Origin of the sequence: Methanosaeta sp. UBA356 (genome assembly GCF_002496465.1) — an archaeon.
In the GTDB taxonomy this organism is placed as follows: domain Archaea; phylum Halobacteriota; class Methanosarcinia; order Methanotrichales; family Methanotrichaceae; genus Methanothrix; species Methanothrix soehngenii.
In genome coordinates, this window is sequence record NZ_DAKC01000106.1 from 1 (window position 1) to 21,344 (window position 21,344).

24 protein-coding genes are annotated in these 21,344 nt (G+C 55.0%); 8 read left to right on the forward strand and 16 right to left on the reverse strand.

Annotated elements, in window-relative coordinates:
- Positions 1-144: 144 nt before the first annotated feature.
- The 6 genes from gatD (at position 145) to cofC (ending at position 4,299) form a co-directional block, all read left to right on the forward strand.
- A complete protein-coding gene (gene gatD / locus BP727_RS09855; protein ID WP_286858610.1) occupies positions 145-1,386 on the forward strand; it encodes a Glu-tRNA(Gln) amidotransferase subunit GatD in 1,242 nt (413 codons plus the stop codon).
- A gap of 61 nt (positions 1,387-1,447) precedes the next feature.
- Complete coding sequence (locus BP727_RS09860; protein ID WP_013718744.1) at positions 1,448-1,963, forward strand: 50S ribosomal protein L16; 516 nt, start codon at positions 1,448-1,450, stop codon at positions 1,961-1,963.
- A gap of 5 nt (positions 1,964-1,968) precedes the next feature.
- Complete coding sequence (locus BP727_RS09865; protein ID WP_013718743.1) at positions 1,969-2,598, forward strand: translation initiation factor IF-2 subunit beta; 630 nt, start codon at positions 1,969-1,971, stop codon at positions 2,596-2,598.
- Positions 2,599-2,832: a hypothetical protein gene (locus tag BP727_RS09870; protein ID WP_286858614.1), complete on the forward strand. Its 234-nt coding sequence runs from the start codon at positions 2,599-2,601 to the stop codon at positions 2,830-2,832.
- A 35-nt stretch (positions 2,833-2,867) separates the two neighbouring features.
- On the forward strand, positions 2,868-3,608 hold the full coding sequence (locus BP727_RS09875; RefSeq protein WP_286858615.1) for a coenzyme F420-0:L-glutamate ligase: 741 nt from the start codon (positions 2,868-2,870) through the stop codon (positions 3,606-3,608).
- Between the two features lie 4 nt (positions 3,609-3,612).
- The gene (cofC, locus tag BP727_RS09880) at positions 3,613-4,299 is read left to right on the forward strand and encodes a 2-phospho-L-lactate guanylyltransferase (protein ID WP_286858617.1); all 687 of its coding nucleotides are present in this window, start codon (positions 3,613-3,615) and stop codon (positions 4,297-4,299) included.
- A 25-nt stretch (positions 4,300-4,324) separates the two neighbouring features.
- Here cofC and BP727_RS09885 read toward each other — a convergent pair whose 3' ends face one another.
- The 6 genes from BP727_RS09885 to BP727_RS09910 all read right to left on the reverse strand — a co-directional run bounded on the left by BP727_RS09885 (position 4,325) and on the right by BP727_RS09910 (position 8,481).
- Positions 4,325-4,597 (reverse strand): non-histone chromosomal MC1 family protein, encoded by a 273-nt coding sequence (locus BP727_RS09885; protein ID WP_013718739.1) that lies wholly within the window; start codon positions 4,595-4,597, stop codon positions 4,325-4,327.
- Positions 4,598-5,027: 430 nt separating this feature from the next.
- Positions 5,028-5,750: a UPF0280 family protein gene (locus BP727_RS09890; RefSeq protein WP_286858619.1), complete on the reverse strand. Its 723-nt coding sequence runs from the start codon at positions 5,748-5,750 to the stop codon at positions 5,028-5,030.
- Positions 5,751-5,779: 29 nt separating this feature from the next.
- Complete coding sequence (gene hflX / locus BP727_RS09895) at positions 5,780-7,027, reverse strand: GTPase HflX (protein WP_013718737.1); 1,248 nt, start codon at positions 7,025-7,027, stop codon at positions 5,780-5,782.
- A 40-nt stretch (positions 7,028-7,067) separates the two neighbouring features.
- Positions 7,068-7,445: a DUF2209 domain-containing protein gene (locus tag BP727_RS09900; RefSeq protein WP_083804666.1), complete on the reverse strand. Its 378-nt coding sequence runs from the start codon at positions 7,443-7,445 to the stop codon at positions 7,068-7,070.
- Between the two features lie 79 nt (positions 7,446-7,524).
- Positions 7,525-8,157, reverse strand: coding sequence for a histidinol phosphate phosphatase domain-containing protein (locus BP727_RS09905; RefSeq protein ID WP_013718735.1), 633 nt, complete (start codon positions 8,155-8,157; stop codon positions 7,525-7,527).
- A gap of 9 nt (positions 8,158-8,166) precedes the next feature.
- Positions 8,167-8,481: a signal recognition particle subunit SRP19/SEC65 family protein gene (locus tag BP727_RS09910; protein WP_013718734.1), complete on the reverse strand. Its 315-nt coding sequence runs from the start codon at positions 8,479-8,481 to the stop codon at positions 8,167-8,169.
- A gap of 117 nt (positions 8,482-8,598) precedes the next feature.
- On the opposite strand from BP727_RS09910, the gene nifB reads away from it, so the two are divergent.
- On the forward strand, positions 8,599-9,507 hold the full coding sequence (nifB, locus tag BP727_RS09915; RefSeq protein ID WP_013718733.1) for a nitrogenase cofactor biosynthesis protein NifB: 909 nt from the start codon (positions 8,599-8,601) through the stop codon (positions 9,505-9,507).
- A 102-nt stretch (positions 9,508-9,609) separates the two neighbouring features.
- Here the strand turns inward: nifB and BP727_RS09920 are convergent, their stop codons facing one another.
- From BP727_RS09920 to larC, 9 genes are all read right to left on the reverse strand, one after another.
- Positions 9,610-9,831 carry a hypothetical protein gene (locus tag BP727_RS09920; protein ID WP_048131849.1) on the reverse strand — a complete coding sequence of 74 codons (222 nt, stop codon included), beginning with the start codon at positions 9,829-9,831 and terminating at the stop codon, positions 9,610-9,612.
- A gap of 144 nt (positions 9,832-9,975) precedes the next feature.
- On the reverse strand, positions 9,976-10,956 hold the full coding sequence (gene ala, locus BP727_RS09925) for an alanine dehydrogenase (RefSeq protein ID WP_048131848.1): 981 nt from the start codon (positions 10,954-10,956) through the stop codon (positions 9,976-9,978).
- Positions 10,957-11,245: 289 nt separating this feature from the next.
- Positions 11,246-11,749, reverse strand: coding sequence for an amino acid-binding protein (locus BP727_RS09930; protein WP_013718731.1), 504 nt, complete (start codon positions 11,747-11,749; stop codon positions 11,246-11,248).
- A gap of 43 nt (positions 11,750-11,792) precedes the next feature.
- On the reverse strand, positions 11,793-12,893 hold the full coding sequence (locus tag BP727_RS09935; RefSeq protein ID WP_013718730.1) for an AAA family ATPase: 1,101 nt from the start codon (positions 12,891-12,893) through the stop codon (positions 11,793-11,795).
- A gap of 558 nt (positions 12,894-13,451) precedes the next feature.
- Entirely contained in the window at positions 13,452-14,612 is a 1,161-nt protein-coding gene (locus tag BP727_RS09940) for a radical SAM/SPASM domain-containing protein (RefSeq protein ID WP_286858623.1), read from the reverse strand.
- A 7-nt stretch (positions 14,613-14,619) separates the two neighbouring features.
- Positions 14,620-16,125, reverse strand: coding sequence for a uroporphyrinogen-III C-methyltransferase (gene cobA / locus BP727_RS09945; protein WP_286858625.1), 1,506 nt, complete (start codon positions 16,123-16,125; stop codon positions 14,620-14,622).
- Positions 16,112-17,035: a hydroxymethylbilane synthase gene (gene hemC, locus BP727_RS09950; RefSeq protein WP_342766280.1), complete on the reverse strand. Its 924-nt coding sequence runs from the start codon at positions 17,033-17,035 to the stop codon at positions 16,112-16,114. Before hemC ends, cobA begins: the two co-directional genes overlap by 14 nt.
- A complete protein-coding gene (gene hemL, locus BP727_RS09955) occupies positions 17,032-18,303 on the reverse strand; it encodes a glutamate-1-semialdehyde 2,1-aminomutase (RefSeq protein ID WP_286858628.1) in 1,272 nt (423 codons plus the stop codon). The genes hemC and hemL overlap by 4 nt, the downstream gene beginning before the upstream one ends.
- Before the next feature lie 202 nt (positions 18,304-18,505).
- Positions 18,506-19,708, reverse strand: coding sequence for a nickel pincer cofactor biosynthesis protein LarC (gene larC / locus BP727_RS09960; RefSeq protein ID WP_286858630.1), 1,203 nt, complete (start codon positions 19,706-19,708; stop codon positions 18,506-18,508).
- Between the two features lie 156 nt (positions 19,709-19,864).
- Between larC and trkA the strand changes: the two genes are divergently transcribed.
- Entirely contained in the window at positions 19,865-21,178 is a 1,314-nt protein-coding gene (trkA, locus tag BP727_RS09965; protein WP_286858632.1) for a Trk system potassium transporter TrkA, read from the forward strand.
- Here trkA and BP727_RS09970 read toward each other — a convergent pair.
- A partial coding sequence (locus BP727_RS09970; RefSeq protein WP_286858634.1) for a hypothetical protein occupies positions 21,156-21,344 on the reverse strand: 189 nt, incomplete at its 5' end. The genes trkA and BP727_RS09970 overlap by 23 nt on opposite strands.

Here is a 21,344-nt window from a genome sequence, read left to right on the forward strand (position 1 = left end):
CTTTCAGGGCTACTGAAAGCTCCTGTCTTTAGGCCGGAGTAGTTTACTATCTGATACCATGCCGCTGCCTCCATCTCCCAAGGGGAACGTTTTTAGATACGAGCAATAGTGACAGAAGCAAATTTGCATTCTGGTGAGGACGAAATGGATCTGGGAGACAGAGTCTTGGTGGAGAGGAACGGCATCTCCTATGAGGGGGTTCTCATGCCATCCCGCCGTGCGGATCACGTGGTCATAAAGCTCAAGAACGGCTACAACATCGGCCTTAAGGCGAGAGAGAGTGACATCAAGCTCATAGAAAAAGGCAAGGAGATCAAATCCCAGCAATTGGACAGACCCCTCAGGGACAAGCCCGGCCTGGCCCAGGTATCCATTCTCTCAACCGGAGGGACAATAGCCAGCAAGGTCGACTACCGGACGGGAGCAGTCACCAGCCAGTTCTCCGCCGGCGAGATCATCTCCGCCATCCCTGAGCTGGAGGAGATCGCCAACTATCGAGCTCGGGTGATCTACCAGATCCTGAGCGAGAATATGCGTTCGGACTACTGGACGGCCCTCGCGCGGTCGGTGGCAGAGGAGATCGAGAGGGGCGCAGAAGGGGTTATCATAACCCACGGCACTGACACCATGATGTACACTGCTGCCGCACTCTCCTTCATGCTGAAGACCCCGGTTCCTGTGGTGCTGGTCGGCTCCCAGAGGAGCTCCGATCGTCCCAGCAGCGATGCCTCCATGAACGCCGTCTGTGCAGCTACCGTTGCCACCAGCGATATCGCCGAGGTCAGCGTGGTCATGCACGGCACAACCAATGACGACTACTGTACCATCCATCGAGGCACACGGGTTCGCAAGATGCATACCTCTCGTAGGGATGCCTTCCAGACCATTAACCAACACCCTCTGGGCAGGGTCGATTACCTCAGCAGAAAGGTAGAGACATATCTTTCCTTTTGCCACCGGGGCGAGGTGGAGATGGAGCTGAATGAGAGGCTTGAGCCCAGGTGCAGTCTGGTCAAGTACACCCCGGGATCCTCTCCAGAGATCCTGCATTACTATATCGATAAAGGTTACCGGGGAATCGTCCTGGAGGGGACTGGCTTAGGTCACGTCGCATCCGACTGGATAGAGGGAATAGGCAGAGCAAATGAGGAGAATATACCGGTGGTCGTGACCTCACAGTGCCTGAGGGGCAGGATATGTGACCGGGTATACGATACCGGCCGAGATATGCTTGATGCCGGTGCAATTGAGGGGGGCGATATGCTGCCCGAGGTGGCCCTGGTCAAGCTGATGTGGGTGCTGGCCAATAATCCAGAGGAGGTCGGCTCACTGATGAAGACCCCATTGGCCGGCGAGATCTCCCACTCCATACCGATCACCGTTTAGCCAAAACCTTATAAGCAAGGTGAATAGTGCACCAACCTCAGGATTATTGGAGGAATTAGTTTTGACACGCAAGCCAGCAAGCATGTATAGAAGGCATGAACGTCCCTACACGCGCAGAAAGTACATGGGGGGCGTTCCGGGAAGCAAGGTAGTTCACTATGATATGGGGAATCTGCAGGAGGACTATCCCCTAAAGCTGACACTGGTTGTCATGGAGCCCTGCCAGATCAGGCACACCGCCCTGGAAGCGGCAAGAGTAGCAGCCAACCGTTACCTCCTGAAGCAAATGGGCAGGACCAACTTCCACCTCAAGCTCAGAACATATCCCCATCATGTCATTCGCGAGAACAAGCAAGCCACCGGCGCAGGTGCGGACCGTGTATCCAGCGGCATGAGAATGGCCTTCGGCAAAGCGGTAGGGACCGCGGCTAGAGTTGAAGCCGGCCAGAAGCTCTTCACCCTGGGAATACCCCCTCAGTACCTCAACGATGCTAAAGAAGCATTGACCAGAGCCGGACATAAGCTGCCCACTCCCATTCAGATCATAGTTGAATCCGGTCAAGAGCTGATAAGGTAATCTGGATGGATGACTATTTAGCGGGCCTGGATAGGGCCATGAAGAAGATGCCCGCCAACAGAGAGTCCAAGGAGAGGTTTGTGATACCTTCTGCGAAGGTATTCTATGAGGGCAAGACCACCGTCCTTGAGAACTTTGGGGCTATAGCTGATACTCTGAATCGTGATCCGGAACACCTTATGAAGTATCTTCTCCAGGAGATGGGTACAGCCGGAAAGATCGAGGGACAGAGGGGGATCTTTCAGGGAAAGTTTGGCGAGACCGCCATCGCCCGCCAGATAGAATCCTACTTCGAGGAGTATGTCGTCTGCACAGAGTGCAGGCTTCCAGATACTCATCTCATCAAGAGCGACCGCGTCCTCACCCTCAAGTGCGATGCCTGCGGCGCACATCGGCCGGTGCGCAAGAGAAAGGCAACGACAGCGGTTCAAAAGGACGTCATCGAGGAGGGAGAGACCTATGAGCTGCGCATTGAGTCTGTGGGCAATAAGGGCGACGGCATAGCCAAGGTCGACAAGTATCTCATCTTCGTGCCCAGCGCAATAAAAGGGGAGATCGTCCGAGCTAAGATCAAGAAGATCAGCGGAACCCTGGCCTTTGCCGAGGTTGTGGAGAGGAAGGGCAAGGTGTCTTGAATGGAGGAGAAGATCACCCTCACCTTTACAGAAGAGCATAAGTATCAACTGGAGTTTTTCCCTCCTTTGTTCTGGAGGGAGTTTGCAGAAGGTTATGGTGGTCTTCCCTGGATAGAGATCAGCGACGCGCGAACTGCAATAGTCGCTGCTAACTACTCTTATCTGCTCGATCTCCTGGTTCAGGCCAGGTTGTACCGCCTGAGCAGATTGCCATCTGGCTCGCGGCCACAGTAGAGAATTACAGTCTACAGGTTTCGGATCGATAGGTTATGTCTGAGCCAGCAGCATCTTTAAAGGGTTATCTGATCCGTGGCCTGCCGATTATAAAAGAAGGAGACGATATCCCAACGCTTATCCAGTCTCTCTTTGAGATCGAGGACGGGGATGTCATCTGCCTTGCCAGCACCATCGTGGCCAAATCAGAAGGCAGGATGAGGCATCTGGATGACTACCAACCGAGCAGCTACGCCATAGAGGCCGCTCGCGATCTGGGAAAGGACCCCAGATTTGTGCAGGCAGTTTTTGAAGAATCCAGCGATATATTGATCGAGCGACCATTTCTCTTGACTGTGACCCACTTTGGCCATATCGGCGTTAATGCCGGGATTGATCAGTCCAATGTGGGCGATGAAATGATACTGCTCTTGCCGATAGATCCCTGCAGCAGCGCCCAGAGGCTGCGTCAGGCTCTTGGCAGGGATTGTGCCGTCATAATCACCGATACCTGTGGCCGCCCATTCCGCAATGGCGTTGCCGGTGTGGCTGTTGGCTGGTCGGGCATCGCTGCTCTGCGAGACTGGCGCGGTGAGCTCGACATACATGGAAGAGCACTCAGTATCACCCAGGAGGCGATTGCGGATGAGATCGCTGCTGCTGCCAATCTGTTGATGGGTGAGGCTGGGGATCTGACCCCTGCAGTGGTCTTCCGGGGGCTGAAGTATCCCCGCTCTGGAGATGATCTCTTCAGGGCAAAGGAGAAAGACATAATCCGGTCCCGATTGAATAGATGAGATTTTGACAGTTCGGAGATTGCATTACATGCTGCAATCGATCCATGTGATCATTCCCTTCAAAGCCCGGGAAGGAAAGACCAGGCTTTCATCAGCTCTCAAGCCGGCAGAGCGGAGGCTCTTTGCATTTGCCATGCTCAGGGATGTTCTGGCGGCGGTCTTTGGCCAGGGAAGAACGACCATCCTCTCCAGGCAAGAGTTCAGAGCTGAGGAGTTGGGCATAGATGTCGAGATTCTGCAGTCGGAGCTGGAGCTGAACGATGCACTCAACTCCCTGATATCACATCAATCCGACCTCGACTGGCCCGCGGATATTCTCATTGTAATGGCCGATCTGCCCCTCTTGAGAGAGAAAGAAATAAGAGGGATTCTCAGCTGCCAAGGAGATGTGGTCCTCTGTCCGGGACGGGGAGGAGGGACGAATATGATCCTCATTCGCAGCCCGAAATTCCGGACATGCTATCATGGCCTGAGCTTTCCTGAGCATATGGCCTACGCCCGAAAAGCATGCCTGAATTTTTCAGTCTTCGAATCCTTCCGAGCAGGCTGCGATATAGATGAGCCGCAAGACCTGGCGGAGGTGCTACTGCATAGTGATGGAGAGGCAAAAAAGGCTCTGGAGATGATGGGCTTTTCTCTTTCCGAGTGCGGGAGGTCAATTATTGAGCGCCACTACCAGAAGGCGATCTGATCGAAAAAAAAATGAGTCTGGACCATCAGATCTCGTCGAGCTTCTCCACGCCGATCTTCTTTACCTTTGGCTTCCAGATCTCATTGGGCATCCATGCCGGTGCGCCCTTTGGTTTCTTTACCTTAACCCTCTCCCCCGCAAATATATGGACTTTCTTAGTTCCCCTCTCTCTTAGCCTTATATCCTTATGACCTCTGTTGGCTGCTTTTAAGGCTGCTTGTCTGGGCTGCTTTCCCGTAAAAACCCCGATCTCGTTGCCCTTCTTGTCCCTGAGGGCGAAATTTCTAGTCTCGGCCATGATATCCTCCATTTTCCAGCTAATCGGACTCTTATTTATCAATTGTTTTGCCCAATACCATTATATTAATTTTATCCAGATGGCATAAAAAACGGCCGGATTTTTAATGAATAAGGGATTGCGGCTGCAGAGCACAATTCCCATCCACAAACGATAATATGATAGCATAAGGCACTGTGGCTCTGCAAGAGTCCCTCTTGGCCGCCCATAATCATCGCGGCGGATATGCTCGCTCTGCCCCAAGTGAGCGCTCTTCGCTGAATTATGGGGGTGAGTTCAGGCAGAGATATGGCCTTTTGTTCCTCTGCGCCTCTGTGGTTGGGTCAGATCATAGCGGTTCACCACAGAAGGCACGGGGACATAGAGTTTCTCCGATTCAAGTTCACCCGCACTGAATAGCGAAGAGCATTTTTTTGACTGCAAACGGAACTCATCCTTTTGTAATCCTCTCCTCGCTAACATGAGCGCGCAGCAATGGGGGCAGTTCCCCCCATAGCGCCATCTCCTGTCCCCTGATCACAAGTGCGCCGGTTATCCCCGGCCGTTCGATGGCAGAAAAGCACTCCTTCAGCGATCCCGTTGACTGCACAGAATTACCCAGGGCAGTGGCAGCAGCATCCGCTAAAGCCAGATTATCCGATATGACGGTAGCCGCATCGGCACAGCCGAAGGATATGGATGGGCCCACAGTTCCCGAGCTGGTGCAGATGCCAAAAGGCTTATTGCGAGCAGGGATCTGGAAGGCAAGATCCCGAATAGAAGAGCTTCCGGCGTATATTCCCACCAGTATGGGCCTGTCGTTTAGGATGCAGACATCTCCCCCGTTATCTACAATGGCATAAGTCGCTCCGTCATCGATCATCGCCTGCACAGCAAAACCGGCAATTGCGCCTGCTACACAGGCCATGGGACCGACGCCAATGATAGCGCTGGATTCGATCATCTGCTTGACGATATCCGGTGCATCATTCGCTTGAAGGTCATAAGGCTCTAAGGTGATGCGGAAGAATGGATCGTTCTCTATGAACTCCTCTAGATAGCAGCGCTGCTCGGCAATCGATGCTCTGGCGGCATCCATATGCTCCTTCTCCCGAGCAGAGATGGTGACTATCGTCTCCTTGAGGCGAAAGTGCTCATGCAAGATCTCCGTCATCGCTCCTGATCCTATGGCTTTCGCTGCGCTCACTTTGCTCGTTCATCCTCTGCAGCCTTGCTGAGCCGGGCCACATCCTCAGCCCTCCCCTGCAGGCTCAAGACCAGCTCATCCTCATAGCTCACATCCAGAAGCTCAGCCGTCCCATAGAGACGGGACAGCACTCCAAAGCTGCGGGAGGTATACGGGAGCCTGATTTGATACTCCTTTAATGGTGGCAGGTGCTGATAGATGCATTCCTTGAGGCTCTCTTGACCCTGAGAGGAATGTGCTGAGACCATAACCGGATTGGGAGCCAAATCCTTTATCTGATCAAACCTCATCCTGGCATCGAATTCATCCAATCGGTCCATCTTGTTCAAAACGGTGATCATGGGCGCAGTCACCTGGCAGTCCCAGAGGGCCTTGTGAGATGCCACCAGCTTACGCCTGAGAAGCTCTAATGGATCGCTCAGGTCGGCAACCAAAAGGACCAGATCCGCCTGGGCGATCTCAGAAAGGGTGGATTGGAAGGCTTTGATCAGGAAGTGGGGCAGATCATCGATAAATCCCACGGTATCGGTAAGCATAGTTCGGCGGCCGTTGATCTCAAGAGCCCTGGTGGTGGGAGAGAGGGTGGTGAAAGGCTGATCCTGGGCATTGACCACAGAGCCGGTGAGGGTGTTGAGCAGGGTGCTCTTGCCAGCATTGGTGTATCCGGCCAGGGCGATGAGGTCAAAGCCCAGTTCTCTGCGTCTCTTTCTCCTTCCTTCGCCCATTGCCTCCACCTCTTTAAGCTCCCCCCTGATCTTTGCCATCCTCCCCCGGATATCGTGGTACATCGACTGCTCATAAGCACCTGCACCGCGGAATCCTGGCTGCTCACCCCGCTTCTTAAGGGCAAGCTCGCTTCTCACCTGAGGAGCATCATAGCTCAGACGGGCCAGCTCCACCTGCAGCTTGGCCTCCCTGGTGGATGCCCGGGAGGCAAAGATCTCGAGGATCAGATTGAACCGGTCCAATACCTGGGCCGGAAACTCGCTACGAATGTTGAATACCTGGGTGGGGCTGAGCGGATTGTAGAAGATGAGCTTTTTTGGATGGCAGGAGAGGGCCTCCTCTATCTTTCCCCTGCCGATTTGAAAACGGTGGTCCCTCTCTCGGCGCTGCTTTATCTCTTGCAGGACTCGATAGCCGACGGCATTTGCCAGGCCCCGGAGCTCTATCATCCTGTAGGGATCTATTGGATTGGCAGGATTCTCCCTCATGAGAAGAACTGCGGTCTTGTCATTATCCATCAATTATCGTCCTTATTGATCAATTATCATTCTTCCTTAATTATTCATCATCCGGTTCAACGATAAGCCTTCGACCGGCCAGAGATATATGATGAGCCAACTCTATGGCGGTCCTTTCTGCTATCGTCTCAGGATACTTGAAATCCCTTCCGAGGATGCTCTGTGCCCTCCAGACCTCCAGGTTGTATAAGTCCCCCTGCTCAGCCACAATAGTCCCCGGGAGGCATAAGCAGGCATCGCTTATCAGGTCAGCAATAACATTGAGGTCCAGAGCCTCAGCGATGCGGGGAACGAGCCTGACCGAATGGACCTTCTCGATAAAATTGGGTGATACCCGGGCGGATAGGACGGCACATACCATCTTATACCTCCCCTTTACAGAATGCCGGCCCGATATGTCAATCGCTACGATGTCTATCTATTCAACCCCCTGGTAGATGCCCGGAGAATCCTGCCATTGCATAATCTATGATCGAATCTTCCACTCAATAGCGGTCTCATCTTATAATGGCATGGTGCAGTACGATCTCCCTGGCCTCTTCAAGAGTCAGTCCCGCGCCAAATGCAATCTGAATTGCCCTTTCGCTATCGATGAGATCTTCGGGAGCATGGGCGTCAGTGTCCACCACCATCTTCGCCCCGGCCTGAATTGCCATCTGCACCACATGGCCGTTGGTTATGTTATGGCCGGAGCGGGAGGTTATCTCCAGACAGACGTCGTTGTCCCTGGCCATCTCCGCCTCCTCTAAGGTGATGAACCCAGGATGGGCAAGGATATCCACGCCTGCCTCCAGAGCCGCCCGGTTGGTGCCAGGACGGACGGGCTCCACAGGAGATTCCCCGTGGACAACCACGATCTCCGCGCCCAGGTTGCGGGCCAGATCCGCTAGCTGCGCTATCTTCTGTGGCGGCACATGAGTCAGCTCCACCCCGGGAAGAATCCTGATATCCAGTATGCCTTCCAGATACTTGGCCTTGGAGACGCAGCTTATGATGTGCTCTATATTGGTATAGTCGGCATGATCGGTTATGCCAATGGCGGTATAGCCCAAGACCTCTGCCCGACGCACCAGCTCGCTGGGTATGAGCTCGCCATCGCTGAAGGTTGTATGGGTATGCAGATCGATCATATAAACCGCTCAACCTCGCTTGCCAGTGGCCTGCTTTTTATATTTCATCTTTAAGGATCCTGCGATCTTCTTCAAGGTAGCGGATTTGGAGCCCTTCTTCGCCACCAGTATTCGGCCTGCTGCCTCCGGCTTGTGCCAGGTCTTTGGGTGCTTTTTCTCCCTCTCGATCTCCGGCTTCAGCCCGGATTTTATCGATGCCGTTATGATCATATCCAGGTTGGGCTCATTTATGGCGTACTCTCTGGAGACCATTCTGCCCTCATCACGGGAACGGGCAGCATCGAAATATATCGGCCAGATCACAATCTTGCTCTTGTCAGGCATATACCCCCTGCCTTCTCTCCCCTCCTTAAAGTATCTTTGTCTAACTTCGCTTCTGGCACGCAAGTCTTTTAGCCATGGGAAAGGATACTAAGAGCAATACAATCGTGGAGTTCGATCATGAGTGAAGAGAGTTATCCCGTTGCCAATGTAAGAGGACAGGAGGTCCCCTACGACCCGGAGCAGCTGAGGAGGATATCAGAGCATCCCTGTTTCAGCGAGAAGGCCTGTCACAGCTTTGGCAGGATGCATCTGGCCGTGGCCCCAAAATGCAATATCCAGTGCAAATACTGTATCCGGGACTTCGACTGCGTGAACGAGTCCCGTCCCGGGGTCACCAGCCAGGTTTTAAAGCCCAAGGAGGCCCTGGAAAGGGTCGATCAGGTGCTGGAGAAGTACCATTACATCAAGGTGGTCGCTGTGGCAGGCCCTGGTGAGCCTCTGTTCAATGAGGAGACCTTCGAGACCCTGCGCATGGTGGGAGAGAAGTATCCCAACATCATTCTCTGCCTAAGCACCAACGGTCTGCTCCTGCCCGATAAGATCCAGGAGCTGGATCGCCTGGGCGTATGCAATATCACTGTCACCCTGAATGCCATCGATCCCCAGATCGGCCAGCATATCTATGACTACGTCAATTATGAGGGCAAGAGATATGAGGGCCTGGAAGCGGCGACGCTCTTATGCAATCAGCAGCTTAAGGGGATTGAGGAAGCGGTGAGGCTGAAGAAGATCGTCAAGATCAATACCGTCATCATCCCGGGGATAAATGATTTGCATATCATCGATATCGCTCACAAAATCAAGTCCATGGGGGTGTTCATCCATAATGTCATGCCCCTCATACCCCAGTACAAGTTCGCTCATATCAAGCCCCCATCGCCGGAGGAGAAGAGAAAGATTCAGGATGAGCTGGGGAAGATCATCAAGCAGATGAGGCACTGCCGGCAATGCCGCTCGGATGCCATTGGAAAGCTCGGATGCGATGTGCAACAGGAGTTCGAGAGCAGGACGAAGGAGCAGGCCTGACGAAATCCCCTTGATACCTGATGATCCATCCATCGATCTTCTCATCAGGCGGATGAAAAAAGCATGCCTGAGGCACCCCGGCACGCCTCAGCATGTTATATTTTAATGCTTGAGCTTCTTGGTTAGACTGCCTGTGGCACTGGAGATGCTCTTGGAGATGCCGGAGAGGAGGCCCTTCTGCCCGCTTGATTTGGAGCTGGCCTGCGCGGCGCTGGCGGAGCTAGCCTTTTTATCCCTATTCTTGGAGATGGGATTGCCGTTCTTCATCTGATAGTTGCTGTTTCGATCCTGTGGACCTTTGCTCTTCTTTTTATTCTTTGCCATAATAACCACCGCCTGCCTCTATGTCAAAATTTATATAGATTTCGGCCTCAAGATGCCAGATCCTGCCAGCCTCTTTTATTAATGGCGACATGAAATAAATATCCATAACAGCGGTTGGGAAGTGCTATCATATGGGCAATCCTCTCATGCCAGCCTCATTCTTCTCCCTATATTAGACCGAAGAGCCTTCTCATAGACCGCATGGCCTGCTGCTACATCCTGGATCCCAAGGCCGGTGGAGTCGAAGATGGTGATCTCATCATTGCTGGTCCGTCCGGTTTTTTTGCCAGTCAAGATCTCGCCGATCTCTGCATAGATATCCTTCTCGCGAATAATTCCCTCAGATAGGGGGACGTTGACCTCGCCGGAATGGACGGCCTGGGCGATATCATCCACCACGATCTTGGCCCTCTTCAAGAGAGTGGATTCCAGCTCCTGTTTGCCTGCGGCATCTGCCCCGATGGCGTTGATGTGCGTCCCGGGCTGGATCCATTCATCCCTGACCACTGGACGGCGTGAAGGGGTGGTGGTAACCAGAATATCGCATTCGCAGGCCTCTTCCGGTCCCGAGACCGCAATGCAGCTGCATTTCATAAATCCAGAGACGTCGTCTTTAAAGGCCAGGGCCTGATCTTCAAAGCTATCGAAGACCATCACCTGCTCGATTGGGAAGTAGCGGGAGAGGCCTTGAAGCTGCGTTCGCGCCTGGGTCCCGGCTCCGATCATCCCTACCACACGAGAATCCTGCCTGGCCAGATGCCGGGCGGCGACGGCACCAGCAGCGCCGGTGCGCATGCTGGTGAGATATGTTGCGCCCATAACAGCCAGTGGCTCGCCGGTCTGGGGGGAGTTCAAGATCAAGAGCGCCATGACCGAAGGAAGCCCGATCTGCGGATTTCCCGGATGGACGTTGACTATCTTCACCCCGGCCAGATCCTGCCCCTCAAGGTAGGCGGGCATGCATCTCAAGTCGCCATTATGCTTGGGCAGGTAAAGGTAAGACTTGGGAGGCATTTGAGTTCTGCCATTTCCGTGATCAAGAAAGGCCCTCTGGACTGCCGCTATCGCATCATCTATGGTCAGGAGTGACCTTACTTCCTCCTCTGTAAGCCAGAGCATTTCCATAAATCCACCATTTATGGGCGGAGGGTGCATGGGAGAAAAAGCCTTTGGCCTGCATCGGGATTGAGAGTCCTGTCAAATAGGAATCAAAGAACGATAATAGGGGGGGTTAGAGCCTTCGAGAGAAGGGATGAAGGGATATCACCGGAGGCTCCAAGAAATCACTTGTATTTTAAACTATTTAAGTTTAATTAATTGTGCAGCGGTCGCATTATTCCTTTGAAATAATCATAATGGTAATAACGATATTGCCGATATTGTTGATAGTAATAGGCCAACGAAATTATGAGGTCTAATATACGGTCACCCTTTTCACGCCCTCGATCTCCTTGAGCAGAATGACAAGATCGCCTGGGATCTTCCCCTCAGTGATGATGGTGAGCTTTGGGCTCTCTACGAAGTATGGATCGTCTGAGACAGCCTGGCGGATGGAGAGGCCGTTCCTGGCCACAGCGCTGGCCACATCGCCCAAAAGCCCTGTCTTGACGGCATTCACGGGAGTTATCTCGATAACACCCAATCCCAGGATGGGCGCCACCTCACCCAGATAGATCATGGAGCGCACATTTCTGAAGACCTTCCAGAGGACCTCATCCTCGCGAATGGCTTGGGCCGTGGTGTCCACCACTCTTCTGTCCACTTCCAGCTCCTTTGCGATCTGAGCATGAGGGATCTCTATCTGGCCCGATACCACCCGGGCCTGATCGTTGATCTGAAAGCCCCTCTGCAGGACGAGGCGGATGACCTTCTCCTGCGCGGGAAACCTCTTGAACTTATCCAAAATCTCCTGCCACATGTGCCTCAAGCCATATTGGACTTATAAGTACAAAAGGGCTTCCTTATGAGAACATTTCCGTCGGAGGCTGTCGGTAATGCTTTCGCGCTCTTGGTAATGCCTCTTCGATATGCTTTTGGGATATATTGCATTCATCCATGAGAGCATGGTGCAGTGCCACCTTCAGCACCTTCTCCACCAGATCTCGCCCGGAGAAGCCATCCGTCTGCCTGGCGATCTCCTTCAGGTCCACATCAACCATCTCCAGAGGCAGGGTGCTGGCATTCTTCTCCAGAATCTGCAAGCGCTCATCTTTATCCGGCAGCTTGAACTCGATCTCCTCCTCAAAACGGGAGCGAATGGAAGAGTCCAAGACCTCGATCTGATTGGTGGCGGCGATGGTGCAGATGCCCAGCCTGCTGGATATTCCATCCATCTCCGTGAGCAGAGAGTTGACCATCTCAGAGACATCGCCTCTCAGGTCCTGGTAGCGCCGGTCCAGGGCAATGGCATCCAGTTCATCGATGAAGATTATGCATGGTGCCATCTCCTCTGCCTTCTCATAGAGGCTGTGGATCTGTCTCGCTCCCTCGCCCACGAACTCGCCGATCAGGCTGGTGGACTTGACAGCGAGCATCGGCACACCAGCTTTAGCAGAGAGTGCTTTGGCGATCATGGTCTTTCCGGTGCCGGATACGCCATAAAAGAGGATGTTGCGCGGTGCCCAGCGCCCGAACCTCTCCGGGTCGGAGAGGTACTTCTCCACGATCTTCACCTTGCGCTTGGCCTCCTCCTGACCCACGACCTCATCAAAGGAGACGTCGTAGCTTACCCCTTTCTTGACCTCCGCTTTCTGCTCCACCTTGATGGTGGTTTCAAAGCCGACCACAGAGCGCCTGGGATAGGCCCGAACCACCTGAAAGGCATAGTCAGGATAGAGCCTGCGGTCGAAGAGGTAGCAGCCAGGTTTTACCTCCTCACCGTACCATTGCTCCCGGGCGTACAGCTCAAAGAGCCTGGCATCAGCAACGGATGGACACTCCTGAAAGATGCTCTTCAAGGGATAGCCGGCAGGCCGCAAGAGGAGAAACTTTGCCCCTACTGCTTTTCCTCTCTCCGGCTTTGCCCCCTGAGGCTTGGACTGGGTCTTCTGGATGGATCGCACAATATGGTTCTTGCTGACGGAGATAGTTAAATCTTTTTATCGTTGAAAAAAAGATGGCCCTTCGCTGAATTATGGGGGTAAGGTCCAGGCAGAGAATATGGCCTCTGCGTCTCTGTGGTTGGGCCAGAGCATAGCAGCTCACCACAAAAGGCCCAAAAGACACATAGATTTTGCGATTCAAGTTCACCCAGAACAAATAGCGAGAGGACAAAAAAAAATTCCAGTTAAGGTTAGCCAGCAGCTCACTGGCAGGTATCGAGAAGACCCTTCTTTTTGCCTCCCCTCTTGTCGCCAGGCTTTATGGGTTCAACCTTTGCTGCCTTCTCCTCTTTTTCCTCTTTCTTCTCTTCATGATGTGTCAATTTATCGCCTCCGTTTATCTCTATTATCCATCATAATGCAGCTGATCTCAAATATATCTTCCGGTGGAAGGAATGGTCTAGAGAAAAGATGATAAAACGGCCTAAAAAGAATGAGTTATGGAGGGCAGCGGAAATTCATCCCATCAGTTGAGCCTATTGGCTCTATTCAGGGATATCCCGCCCGGAGGATCGCGATTCAGCCGCATTTATTCTCGACGATGCAGGTGGGATCCTCTCCCAGCAAGTCGCCATTATAGTAATATGCCTTCTGGCGGCACCCTCCGCACAGATCCCGGTAGTTGCAGCTGCCACATGCTCCTTTGAGATTGGACTTGATCCCTCGCAACGCTAAAAGCTCTGGGGTTGGATGGTCTATCCAGATGTCCTGGAAGGACCTATCCCGGACGTTGCCCACCACCACCTGGGGCATGAAGTGGCAGGGATGAACATCTCCCTGATAGCTGATGTTGGCCACCTTAGCCCCGGCGGAGCAGCCCCCGGCATTGGTCAAGAGCTTTCTCACATAGTCCCTTCTCGGATCGTCCTTCAAGATCTCCAGGAGATAGGCCCCATCCATGGGAGAATCGGTGGTCAGGATCTCGATGTTCTTATCCTTGAGCTCCACCGCTGCCTCGGCCAGCAGGCGGATGACGCTGCGACGCTGCTCAGAGCTCACATCCTTATCCGATATCCCCGCCCCCCGGCCAGTGGGAACCAGATGGTAGAGGCAAAAGCGGGGGATGTTCTCCTCCAAGGCCAAATTGAGGAGGGCGGGAACATCCTGCCAGTTGTCCCGGGTCAGAGTTATCCTCAGGCCGGTCTTCAGGCCCGCATCCCTGGCGTTTCTCAATCCCTGGAGGGCGCGGTCGAACGCCCCAGGAACGCCCCGGAATTTGTCATGGCTGGCGGGGAGGGCGGAGTCCAGGCTGACCCCTACGTATCGAATCTTAGCCTCTGCCAAAAGCCTTGCCACCTCGGGGGTGATCAGGGTGCCATTGGTGGATATGACCGTCCTCAAACCCGCCTCCCGGGCGTGGAAGGCAATAGAGAAGAAGTTGCGGCTCATCAGTGGCTCGCCGCCAGTGAGGATGAGAATCGGTATCTTCATCTGGGCCAGATCGTCTGTCAGACGCATCCCTTCCTCAAGGCTCATCTCGTCATCCTCCTTTGGGATGGCATCCATATAACAATGGCTGCAGGCCAGGTTGCAGCGTCTGGTCAGATTCCACATCACCACCGGTTTCGTCTGGGCGGAGAAGCGGAGAAGATCTGCCGGGACGTCCTGGCAGGACTCGGATTCCCGCAGGGCCTCCCATACCGTGGCCTGGTCGGCCAGGGCTTTGGAAAATATGATCATGTAAACCTCACAACTCCATTCTATCCTTTGCCATGCTTGCAGCATTGCCAGAGGATCTCTTTCTCCCGACCAGGGCTGCCAGCATGGCCTCAAAGGTGAAGTTCTCCGGGATGACGTCCACCGCCACCCCCAGGCGGGACAACTCTTGGGCAGTAGGCTTGCCGATGGCGGCCACTGTGGCCCTGGCAAGAGCCTCTCGCAGCTGTTCTTCCCTTCCCATCGCTCTTGCTCTTTCCAGCAGATTTCGAGCTGTTGAGGAGCTGGTGAAGGCGAAGATGTCCACCTCGCCTGCCCGCTCTATCAGCCGGTCCAGGCGGGGATCGGATGAATTCACCACTCCATAAAGGGGAATGTCATCCACCACGATTCCCGACTCCCTCAGGCCATCGGAGAGATACTGGCTCCCCTGGGCGCTGCGCAGGAAGAGAATGCTCTTATATCTTCCCTTGAGCATCCTCTCCAGCCCCTCAGAGCTGTAGCTTTCGGGCATCTCCGACTGGATATCGTATTCGTTCAGGGCCTGCTTCGTCTTGGGACCGATGGAGACGATCTTCTTTCCTGCTAATGCTCCGGATATGGCCTTATTCCCAAGAGCGATATGCACACCATTGGCGCTGGTGAAGGCCACGCATTCCGCGGCAGCGATCCTCTCGAGCAGATCTTCGGGCAGGGGATTTTTCTCCAGGGCGATGGCCGGAGCGGACAGGGGAATAAATCCGTAGCGCTCCGCCAGTTCAACCGACTCCTCCTGCTGGCCCGCCGGCCTGAGGACGGCGATCCTCTCCGGGGCAAGAACCTCTGCCAGCCGGACTACGTCTCCCACTACCAGTATGGCCGGAGACTGGACATTCTCTTCCTTTGCCCTCTCGGCGATATCCCCCAGGGTCCCCGAGATCAGCCTCTGATCCGGCCAGCCGCCCTTCTCCACCATGGCCGCCGGGGTCTGGGGGGACTTTCCCGCTTCTATGAGCCTATTGGTGTTCTCCTCCAGCCGGGAGACGCCCATGAGAACAACCAGGGTCCCATCAAGCCCGGCCATGGCCCGCCAGTCGAGGGGCGAGTCCTTTCCCGGCTCCTCATGGCCGGTGACTATGGTCAGGGCCGAGGCCACCTTTCTGTGAGTAACTGGAATTCCCGCCAGCTCCGGAGCGGCGATGGCCGAGGTGACGCCGGGGACAACCTCAAACGGGATTCCCCAATCCCGGCAGGCGATCGCCTCCTCGCCTCCCCGGCCGAAGAGGTAGGGGTCTCCGCCCTTCAGCCGGACAACGATTTTGCCCTCTTTGGCTTTCTCTACCAGGAGCTGGTTAATCTCCTCTTGCTTCAGCTTATGCCTTCCCGCGTTCTTGCCCACATCTATAAGCTCCCCCTTTACCCCGTCCAGCATCCTGGAGTCGAGCAGCCGGTCGAATAGGACTACATCCGCTTCCATAAGCCTCTTTCTTCCCTTAATCGTCAGCAGCTCCGGGTCTCCGGGCCCCGCTCCCACCAGATAAACCTTACCGATTGCCAAAAAACTTCACCGCCTCGTCCACCAGCTCTCTTCCTCCCATCCTCATCAGCCGCTCTCCCATATCCTCTGCCACTGCCAGATGATTCTGAACGAGAGAGATCCTCTCCTCCAGGCGGACGAACCTCTTGCCGTCCGGGGATAAGACCTCAGCCAGAACCCGCGCCTCTCCCTTTTGCACCAGCGCATGGACGGCCATGGGCACCACACAGCCTCCGCCCACAGTCTCCATGATCTTGCGCTCGATCATGGTCTCAGATCTAGCATGAGCATCATCCAGAGCGCGGGAGCAGGCCTCAGCCTCAGATCCGGCCTTTGCAACTACGATTATCGTCCCCTGGTTGGCAGAGGGAACGAACCTCTCCCCATCAAGTCTCACGTAATCTGGATGGTAGCCCATGCGCTCGAGGCCGGCCTCGGCCAGAACTATGGCATCGTAGTCTCCCCGCTCCAGCTTGCCCAGCCTGGTCTGAAGATTCCCCCGCAGGCTCAGAATGTTCAGGTCGGGGCGGGCGCGGAGAAGCTGGGCCATCCGCCGCATGCTCGATGTGCCCACTCGTGCCCCCTGGTCCAGCTCCTCGATGCTTTTGACAGATTTCTCCCTGCATAAGAGGACGTCGTATGGTGAGTCGCGTTTCAGGACGGCGGAGACTATCAGCTCCTCAGGCCTTTTGGTGGGGAGGTCTTTCATGCTGTGCACAGCGAGATCGATCTTGCCGGAAAGCATGCGTTCGTCTATCTCAGCCACGAAGACCCCAAAACCGGTGAGCTGGTGGAGGGGCTTGTCCAGGAAGACGTCCCCGCTGGTCTTAACCCGGCACAGCTGGGTCTGGATGCCAAGGCCCTTCAGCCTCTCCTGCACGATCTGCGTCTGGCGCAATGCCAGAGGGCTGCCCCTCGTCCCCACGATCAGCTTTTCAGGCAGGAGCGGAACGCCTCCAGGGTGGTCTCGATCACATCTTGGTTATGCGCTGCAGAAATGAAATCGGTCTCATACTGGCTGGGGGTGAGGAAGATGCCAGAATCCAGCATCCGGCGGAAGAACTCGAAGTAGCCCTGCCGATCACACATCAAGGCCTGGGCATAGTTGTGAGGCTCCGGGCCGAAGAATACCTTGAACATGGAGGCGATGCCGACCACGCTCCAGTCCTGCGCAAGATCCTCCACCATATCCTTAAGGGCCAGTCTCATGCTCTCTCCAGACCGGTTGAGTTTATTTATGGTATCCTCCTTCTCCATCACATCCAAAGTCGCCAGGCCAGCAGCCAGAGAGGCCGGACTTCCATTGTACGTCCCCGCCTGATAGATCGCTCCCCCTGGGGCCACCTGGTCCATCAGATCTGCCCGCCCTCCGAAGACCCCAATGGGGAAGCCTCCGCCTATTATCTTTCCCAGGGTGGTCAGATCGGGCTTGATGCCGAAGAGCTCCTGCGCCCCGCCCAGGGAGAGCCGGAATCCGGTTATAACCTCGTCGAAGATCAGGAGGACATCGTTCTCCTCCGTCAGGCGGCGCGCCGTCTGCAGGTAGCCCTTATCCGGCAGGATGGGGCCGATATTTCCCAGGACCGGCTCCATGATCAGGCAGGCGATCCGGCCGGAGAAACGCTCCATGACCTCCTCCAGGGCAGCTGGGTCGTTGTAGGGCACCTGAATGGTGTTTTTGGTGGCATCTGCGGGAACGCCTAACGAGTCGGGAATGCCCAGGGTAGTGGCACCAGAGCCCGCTTTGACCAGGACGCTATCATGAGCGCCATGGAATCCGCCCTCGATCTTGATGATCATATCCCTGCCGGTGCTGCCCCGGGCCACTCGAATGGCAGCCATTGTGGCCTCGGTTCCGCTGCTCACAAAGCGCAGCCGCTCCATGCTGGGGTAGAGGGAGGACACCCTTTCCGCAAGCCGGACCTCCAGCTCGCTTGGGGTACCATAAAGCCAGCCCCGGTCCATCTGATCCGAAACCGCTTCTTTTATGGCAGGATGGCGGTGGCCCAGGATCATGGGGCCGTAGGCCAGGCAATAATCGATGAACCTGTTGCCGTCGCAGTCCCATAGATAGGGGCCTATTGCCCGAGCGGTGTAGAAGGGATAAGGAGATATGGCGCGCACAGGGCTTGAGACCCCGCCGGGCATCAGTCTTCGGGCCTGGTCAAAGAGCCTGATGGAAGAGTCAAAATGCATCATGGGAGCTTTCTCTTCGGGCAGATTAATCAATCTTACGACACTATTAATTACAAAAACTATATATATTAGGAATTACTACCAAGACTATATTAGTATAATGAAAAGGTTATTAGAATAAATAGAGAGCGGGGAAGAGGACACGCGGGCAGCATAGTTATAAAAAACCGCATAGATCAAATGGAAATCAAAGGGATGGCACGATTCATTTATCTGCTGCCCGCCAACCCAATTCCTCCGCTTTTTTAATGACCATGCGCAAGGGAACGCCTGCCTCTTTTGCAATCCTTCTGCAGTCCTCGTACTCCGCTTTGACATTGACCAGGCTGCCGTCCATCCGGCTGATCTTTATGGCAACGCTATAGGTCACCCCCTCGAGATTCAGGTCCACTGTTGTCTCTTCCCTCTCCGCCACAAAACGGTGCAGGCTGGGAAAGACCCTGACCCCTAAAGATCCCGTCTCCCTGACGATCATTCCCGCCAGCTTCGACATATCCTCGTGACTGCTTATCGCCCGGATGACGTTCCCGCTTCTCCCCTTCTTCATCACCGCGGGAATGACTGAGACGTCCAGCGCTCCCGCCTGCATGAGCTCCTCTATCAGGTGGCCCAAAACCTCGCCTGTGACATCGTCCACATTGGTCTCCAGCTGCACCACACGATCCTTTTGGTGATCCATCCCAGCCCCTCTGGTTGGAGATACGATCTTGGCTTCCAGCGCTCGCAGGAGGTTGGGGGTGGCCAGGTCCTTCCTGCCTGCGCCGTAGCCCACCCTCTCCGCCTGGATGAGGGGAATGCGGGGCACGAACTCGTCCACCAGAGCCGCCAGTAGGGCCGCCCCAGTGGGGGTGAGGAGCTCATCGTCCACCGGCCCCCCCATCCAGGGGATACTATGAGCCCGCAGGATCTCCAGGGCCGCCGGCCCGGGAACGGGAAGGAGCCCATGGGCCGACTGGACATATCCCCCACCGACGGAGACGGGCCGGGACAAAATTCGATCCGCTTTCAGGCTGCTGGCAGCCTCACAGGAACCGGCTATATCAGCGAGAGCATCCAGGGCACCGACCTCATGAAAATGGGCCCGGCTCTTGGGCACATCATGGACCCGGCTCTCCGCCTCCGCCAGAATATCCAGGGCGGCAAGGGCTTTCTTCAGTGCCTTTTCCTGGAGGCTTGAGCTCTTTAGAATGGATACCGCCTCCTCCAGGGAATGATACCTCCGGTCCGAGATCACCTGGGCCCTGGTGGCAGAGATATGCCCCTTCTCCTGCCGGGAGACCTCCAGGGTGCAGCCCACCGACTCCACTGCCTTGCTAACCCTCTTTTCATCTGCTCCCAGGTCCAAGAGGGAGGCCATGATCATGTCTCCGGCTGCGCCGGCGCTGGGGTCGAAGAGAAGGGCGAACATGGATGATAGCTGTCTCTCTGCCGATATATATGGATCGGCCTATCAGAGGACGGACGAATGGAAGTGCTCAAACGAATGGAAAACGCTTATAACAGGGATGGATCAATTCTTATCCTTGGATCTCCTTTGCGCCCTGGTTGATGTGGAGGAAACAAGATGCGTATCCTGATCACCGGAGCTGGCGAGGTGGGCTTTCTCATCGCCAGCGAGCTTTATGCTGACCATGATGTCACCGTCATAGATAAGGATCCCGATGCCTGTGCCAGGCTTCAGGATATGGATGTGAAGGTCATGCAGGGGAATGCCGCCAACGCCCGGCTTCTCTCCGAGGCGGATATCAAGAAGGCGGACATAGTCGTGGCTGCAACCGGGAACGATGAGGTGAATGTGATAACCTGCATCATAGCCTCTCATCTGGGGGTCAGGCAGACCATCGCCAGGGTGAGCAATCCCGAGTACATCGATCAGCCGGTCCAGGATCGAAAGGAGATCGGCATATCATTCATGATCTGCCCGGAACTGACCATGGCCGAGGATATGGCAAGCTCCCTTTATTTCTCATCCATGCTCATGAACCGGGACCTGGCCAACGGCCTGGTGGAGCTGGTGGAGTTCAAGGTAACAGCAGAGATGAACATCCAGGGGCCGGTGGAGAATATCGTCCTCCCTAATAACTGCAACCTGATCGCCATAAACCGGGCGGGTCGGATAGCCATACCGAAAGAGGGAGACGAGATAAGAAATGACGACCACCTAATGCTGTTGTGCGACGCCAGATCTCTTCCCGACCTGGGAAGCATGCTGCATGAATCCAAGACCACTCAGAAGGTGATGATCGTGGGTGGGGGAATGGTGGGCTTCTACCTGGCCAGCAGGCTGGAGAAGATGGGAATGGACGTCAAGCTCATCGAGAAGGATGCCGATCGTTGCGCTGAGATTGCGGACAAGCTCTCAGGAACCATGATCCTCAATGGCGATGGATCAGATCTCGCCCTACTTCAAGAGGAGGGGGCAGGCGCGATGGATGTGGTCTATGCTGTGACCGGCCTTGATGACAAGAACCTATTATGCTCCCTCTTGGTAAAGCAGCTGGGAGCCACGAAGATCCTCTCCCGGGTCAACAGGAACGTCTACATCAAGCTCTTCGAGATGGTAGGGGTGGACAGAGCGGTCAGCCCGGGGCAGGTGACTGCCGATGCCGTCCTCCAGAGGGTGATCGGCGGAGAAGAGGTCATCACACTGAGCGATGAAAGGATGGAGCTGGTGGATTTCATCGCCAAGCAGGGAGCGAAGATCGTGGGCAAGTCGATATCCAAAGAGCTTCCCAAGAACTCCCTTGCCGGCATGGTGATAAGAGACGGCGCGCCTATTGTCCCCTATGAGGACTTCAAGGTGTCAGCCGGTGATCGGGTGTTCGTGATGTCCATGCCGGACGCTGTCTCCAAGGTCAAGAAGCTATTCGCGGCATAATGAGCAGATCCTTTTTATAGGAACAGGAGACAAGTTGCGCTTTCAGGAGGATGCCCTCCGCCATTTTGGTGCGGCATTGCTTGATGAAATTCAGGGTGTTTCTGCGACTGCTTGCACAGCTGCTGAAGCTGCTGGCCATCTTGCTGCTCGTTCCGGGTGCGGTAGC